Genomic DNA, 5,570 nt, shown 5'->3' with positions numbered 1-5,570 from the left:
TAGTGAAGTTGCCCTGCTGTGCTGGCTGCCTTGTGTGGTGGTTGGTGGGTGGGTGCGTCTGATCCTTGAGAACTCAACAGCGTGCACTTGTCAAATGCCAAATAACCTCGTCGGCCATCTTTTGGTGGTCGTTGGGATTCCTTTGGATCAATTTAATGGATGTCAGTGACATTTGTTTTTGGTCAGTTTCGAACTCGCTGCATGATCATTTTCCTGGTTGTGTATGCATTTTTTCTTTATGGAGAGTTTGATCCTGGCTCAGGATGAACGCTGGCGGCGTGCTTAACACATGCAAGTCGAACGATGAAGCCTAGCTTGCTGGGTGGATTAGTGGCGAACGGGTGAGTAACACGTGAGCAACCTGCCCCTGACTCTGGGATAAGCGCTGGAAACGGCGTCTAATACTGGATATGAGCCTTCCACGCATGTGGGGGGTTGGAAAGATTTTTTGGTTGGGGATGGGCTCGCGGCCTATCAGCTTGTTGGTGAGGTAATGGCTCACCAAGGCGTCGACGGGTAGCCGGCCTGAGAGGGTGACCGGCCACACTGGGACTGAGACACGGCCCAGACTCCTACGGGAGGCAGCAGTGGGGAATATTGCACAATGGGCGGAAGCCTGATGCAGCAACGCCGCGTGAGGGATGACGGCCTTCGGGTTGTAAACCTCTTTTAGCAAGGAAGAAGCGAAAGTGACGGTACTTGCAGAAAAAGCGCCGGCTAACTACGTGCCAGCAGCCGCGGTAATACGTAGGGCGCAAGCGTTATCCGGAATTATTGGGCGTAAAGAGCTCGTAGGCGGTTTGTCGCGTCTGCTGTGAAATCCCGAGGCTCAACCTCGGGCCTGCAGTGGGTACGGGCAGACTAGAGTGCGGTAGGGGAGATTGGAATTCCTGGTGTAGCGGTGGAATGCGCAGATATCAGGAGGAACACCGATGGCGAAGGCAGATCTCTGGGCCGTAACTGACGCTGAGGAGCGAAAGGGTGGGGAGCAAACAGGCTTAGATACCCTGGTAGTCCACCCCGTAAACGTTGGGAACTAGTTGTGGGGTCCTTTCCACGGATTCCGTGACGCAGCTAACGCATTAAGTTCCCCGCCTGGGGAGTACGGCCGCAAGGCTAAAACTCAAAGGAATTGACGGGGACCCGCACAAGCGGCGGAGCATGCGGATTAATTCGATGCAACGCGAAGAACCTTACCAAGGCTTGACATACACCAGAACACCGTAGAAATACGGGACTCTTTGGACACTGGTGAACAGGTGGTGCATGGTTGTCGTCAGCTCGTGTCGTGAGATGTTGGGTTAAGTCCCGCAACGAGCGCAACCCTCGTTCTATGTTGCCAGCACGTAATGGTGGGAACTCATGGGATACTGCCGGGGTCAACTCGGAGGAAGGTGGGGATGACGTCAAATCATCATGCCCCTTATGTCTTGGGCTTCACGCATGCTACAATGGCCGGTACAAAGGGCTGCAATACCGTGAGGTGGAGCGAATCCCAAAAAGCCGGTCCCAGTTCGGATTGAGGTCTGCAACTCGACCTCATGAAGTCGGAGTCGCTAGTAATCGCAGATCAGCAACGCTGCGGTGAATACGTTCCCGGGTCTTGTACACACCGCCCGTCAAGTCATGAAAGTCGGTAACACCTGAAGCCGGTGGCCCAACCCTTGTGGAGGGAGCCGTCGAAGGTGGGATCGGTAATTAGGACTAAGTCGTAACAAGGTAGCCGTACCGGAAGGTGCGGCTGGATCACCTCCTTTCTAAGGAGCATCTGGCACTCTTCGGGGTGTCCAGGCGCCGTGTCGAGCGAATGTCTCGTCCGGTTGCTCATGGGTGGAACATTTGACGAGGCTCTCATCGGGGGTTTCTGGGTTTAGTACGCCGCGCTTGCGTGGTTGGAAGGGTCTGGGGGTTTCGGGTGGGGGCGTGCACGTTGTTGGGTCCTGAGGGACCGGGGGCAGGAATTTTGTTTTCCGTTTCTTCTTGGGCTCATTCCCGATGCCGGCTGTTGCTGGTGGGTGGGGTGGGTACCGCCCGTACTTTGAGAACTACACAGTGGACGCGAGCATCTTTGAACCGACCTTCGGGTTGGTTCGGAAAAGATGATCTTAAAGATCATTAGTCAATTTCGATGCGGACCCTTCGGGGTTCGTGTTTTCGATTTAGATTTTGGACTCATGTTTCAAGTCTTTAAGAGCAAACGGTGGATGCCTTGGCATCTGGAGCCGAAGAAGGACGTAGCAATCTGCGATAAGCCTCGGGGAACTGATAAGCAAGTTTTGATCCGAGGGTGTCCGAATGGGGAAACCCCGCCAGGCGGCGTGCTGACCTGGTGACTCCCGCCTGAATATATAGGGCGGGTAGAGGGAACGCGGGGAAGTGAAACATCTCAGTACCCGCAGGAAGAGAAAGCAACAGCGATTCCGTGAGTAGTGGCGAGCGAAATCGGATCAGGCTAAACCGAGTACGTGTGATATCCGGCAGGAGTTGCGTATTCGGGGTTGTGGGACTTTCCGGGCCACTCTGCCGAGTGGTGAGCGTGATGCGTCGATATAGGTGAACGGTCTTGAAAGGCCGGCCATAGTGGGTGCCAGCCCCGTAACCGAAATGTCGGGTCGCAGCGTGGAGAGTATCCCAAGTAGCACGGGGCCCGAGAAATCCCGTGTGAATCTGTCAGGACCACCTGATAAGCCTAAATACTCCCAGATGACCGATAGCGGACAAGTACCGTGAGGGAAAGGTGAAAAGTACCCCGGGAGGGGAGTGAAATAGTACCTGAAACCGTTTGCTTACAAACCGTTGGAGCCTCCTTAGTAGGGGTGACAGCGTGCCTTTTGAAGAATGAGCCTGCGAGTTAGCGATATGTGGCGAGGTTAACCCGTGTGGGGTAGCCGTAGCGAAAGCGAGTCTGAATAGGGCGATTCAGTCGCATGTCCTAGACCCGAAGCGAAGTGATCTATCCATGGCCAGGCTGAAGCGACGGTAAGACGTCGTGGAGGGCCGAACCCACTTAGGTTGAAAACTGAGGGGATGAGCTGTGGATAGGGGTGAAAGGCCAATCAAACTTCGTGATAGCTGGTTCTCTCCGAAATGCATTTAGGTGCAGCGTTGCGTGTTTCTTGCCGGAGGTAGAGCTACTGGATGGCCGATGGGCCCTACAAGGTTACTGACGTCAGCCAAACTCCGAATGCCGGTAAGTGAGAGCGCAGCAGTGAGACTGTGGGGGATAAGCTTCATAGTCGAGAGGGAAACAACCCAGACCACCAACTAAGGTCCCTAAGCGCGTGCTAAGTGGGAAAGGATGTGGAGTTGCTTAGACAACCAGGAGGTTGGCTTAGAAGCAGCCACCCTTGAAAGAGTGCGTAATAGCTCACTGGTCAAGTGATTCCGCGCCGACAATGTAACGGGGCTCAAGCACGCCACCGAAGTTGTGGCATTGACATTATTGGTAGGCCTTCGTGGTCCAGCCGTGTTGATGGGTAGGAGAGCGTCGTGTGGCGAGTGAAGCGGCGGGGTGACCCAGCCGTGGACGCCACACGAGTGAGAATGCAGGCATGAGTAGCGAAAGACGTGTGAGAAACACGTCCTCCGAAAGACCAAGGGTTCCAGGGTCAAGCTAATCTTCCCTGGGTAAGTCGGGACCTAAGGCGAGGCCGACAGGCGTAGTCGATGGACAACGGGTTGATATTCCCGTACCGGCGAAGAACCGCCCCAATCAATCCAGTAATGCTAAGTGTCTGAATCCCAGTGACTGATCCCTTCGGGGTGACGCTCTGGGCCTAGCGCACGACCCTATGCTGGTGCGGTTAGCGTATTAACAGGTGTGACGCAGGAAGGTAGCCCAACCCGGGCGATGGTTGTCCCGGGGCAAGTGCGTAGGCCGAGTCGTAGGCAAATCCGCGACTCATCACGGCTGAGACACGATGCGGATGAAAAGTGGGTGATCCTATGCTGCCAAGAAAAGCATCGACGCGAGGTTCTAGCCGCCCGTACCCCAAACCGACTCAGGTGGTCAGGTAGAGAATACCAAGGAGATCGAGAGAATCGTGGTTAAGGAACTCGGCAAAATGCCCCCGTAACTTCGGGAGAAGGGGGGCCATCCACTTATATGAGCTTGCCTCAAAAAGGGTGTGGTGGCCGCAGAGACTAGTGGGTAGCGACTGTTTACTAAAAACACAGGTCCGTGCCAAGTCGCAAGACGATGTATACGGACTGACGCCTGCCCGGTGCTGGAAGGTTAAGAGGACCGGTTAGCCGCAAGGCGAAGCTGAGAATTTAAGCCCCAGTAAACGGCGGTGGTAACTATAACCATCCTAAGGTAGCGAAATTCCTTGTCGGGTAAGTTCCGACCTGCACGAATGGCGTAACGACTTCCCAACTGTCTCAACCGCGAACTCGGCGAAATTGCATTACGAGTAAAGATGCTCGTTACGCGCAGCAGGACGGAAAGACCCCGTGACCTTTACTACAGCTTGGTATTGGTGTTCGGTGTGGCTTGTGTAGGATAGGTGGGAGACTGTGAAGCGGATACGCCAGTATTCGTGGAGTCGTTGTTGAAATACCACTCTGGTCACTCTGGATGTCTAACTTCGAACCGTAATCCGGTTCAGGGACAGTGCCTGGTGGGTAGTTTAACTGGGGCGGTTGCCTCCCAAAAAGTAACGGAGGCGCCCAAAGGTTCCCTCAACCTGGTTGGCAATCAGGTGGCGAGTGTAAGTGCACAAGGGAGCTTGACTGTGAGACTGACAGGTCGAGCAGGGACGAAAGTCGGGACTAGTGATCCGGCAGTGGCTTGTGGAAGCGCTGTCGCTCAACGGATAAAAGGTACCTCGGGGATAACAGGCTGATCTTGCCCAAGAGTCCATATCGACGGCATGGTTTGGCACCTCGATGTCGGCTCGTCGCATCCTGGGGCTGGAGTAGGTCCCAAGGGTTGGGCTGTTCGCCCATTAAAGCGGTACGCGAGCTGGGTTTAGAACGTCGTGAGACAGTTCGGTCCCTATCCGCTGCGCGCGTAGGAAGTTTGAGAGGATCTGACCCTAGTACGAGAGGACCGGGTTGGACGAACCTCTGGTGTGTCAGTTGTTCCGCCAGGAGCACCGCTGATTAGCTACGTTCGGGATGGATAACCGCTGAAAGCATCTAAGCGGGAAGCCGGCCTCAAGATGAGACTTCCATACCTTCGGGTGAGAGGCTCCCAGCCAGACTACTGGGTTGATAGGCCAGATGTGGAAGCACGGCAACGTGTGCAGCTGACTGGTACTAATAAGCCGATGACTTGATAACACCACCAACTTTTTCTGGTGCACGCGTCCACTGAGTGGTTCCCGATGTACGGTCGGGACACCACACACAACAACACTTTTGTTTGTGTGTACGACTGAAACATCAAGAGAGTTTCGGCGGCCATAGCGAGAGGGAAACGCCCGGTCCCATTCCGAACCCGGAAGCTAAGCCTCCCAGCGCCGATGGTACTGCAGGGGAGACCCTGTGGGAGAGTAGGACACCGCCGGACACCCATTACCGAAATGGCCACCCAACGCAGGGTGGCCATTTCGCGTTAACACACCGAT

3 rRNA genes are annotated in these 5,570 nt (G+C 55.0%); all 3 read left to right on the top strand.

Annotated elements, in window-relative coordinates:
* Positions 1-235: 235 nt before the first annotated feature.
* The 3 genes from HF576_RS20085 (at position 236) to rrf (ending at position 5,512) form a co-directional block, all read left to right on the top strand.
* A 16S ribosomal RNA gene (locus HF576_RS20085) occupies positions 236-1,757 on the top strand.
* A 420-nt stretch (positions 1,758-2,177) separates the two neighbouring features.
* Positions 2,178-5,283 (top strand): 23S ribosomal RNA (locus HF576_RS20080).
* Between the two features lie 112 nt (positions 5,284-5,395).
* A 5S ribosomal RNA gene (gene rrf / locus HF576_RS20075) occupies positions 5,396-5,512 on the top strand.
* The 16S, 23S and 5S rRNA genes sit together here, the layout of an rRNA operon.
* The last annotated feature ends 58 nt before the right edge of the window (positions 5,513-5,570 follow it).

This window comes from Microbacterium salsuginis (genome assembly GCF_012524205.1).
GTDB lineage: Bacteria > Actinomycetota > Actinomycetes > Actinomycetales > Microbacteriaceae > Microbacterium > Microbacterium salsuginis.
This window is presented reverse-complemented; position numbering and strand designations above follow the sequence as displayed.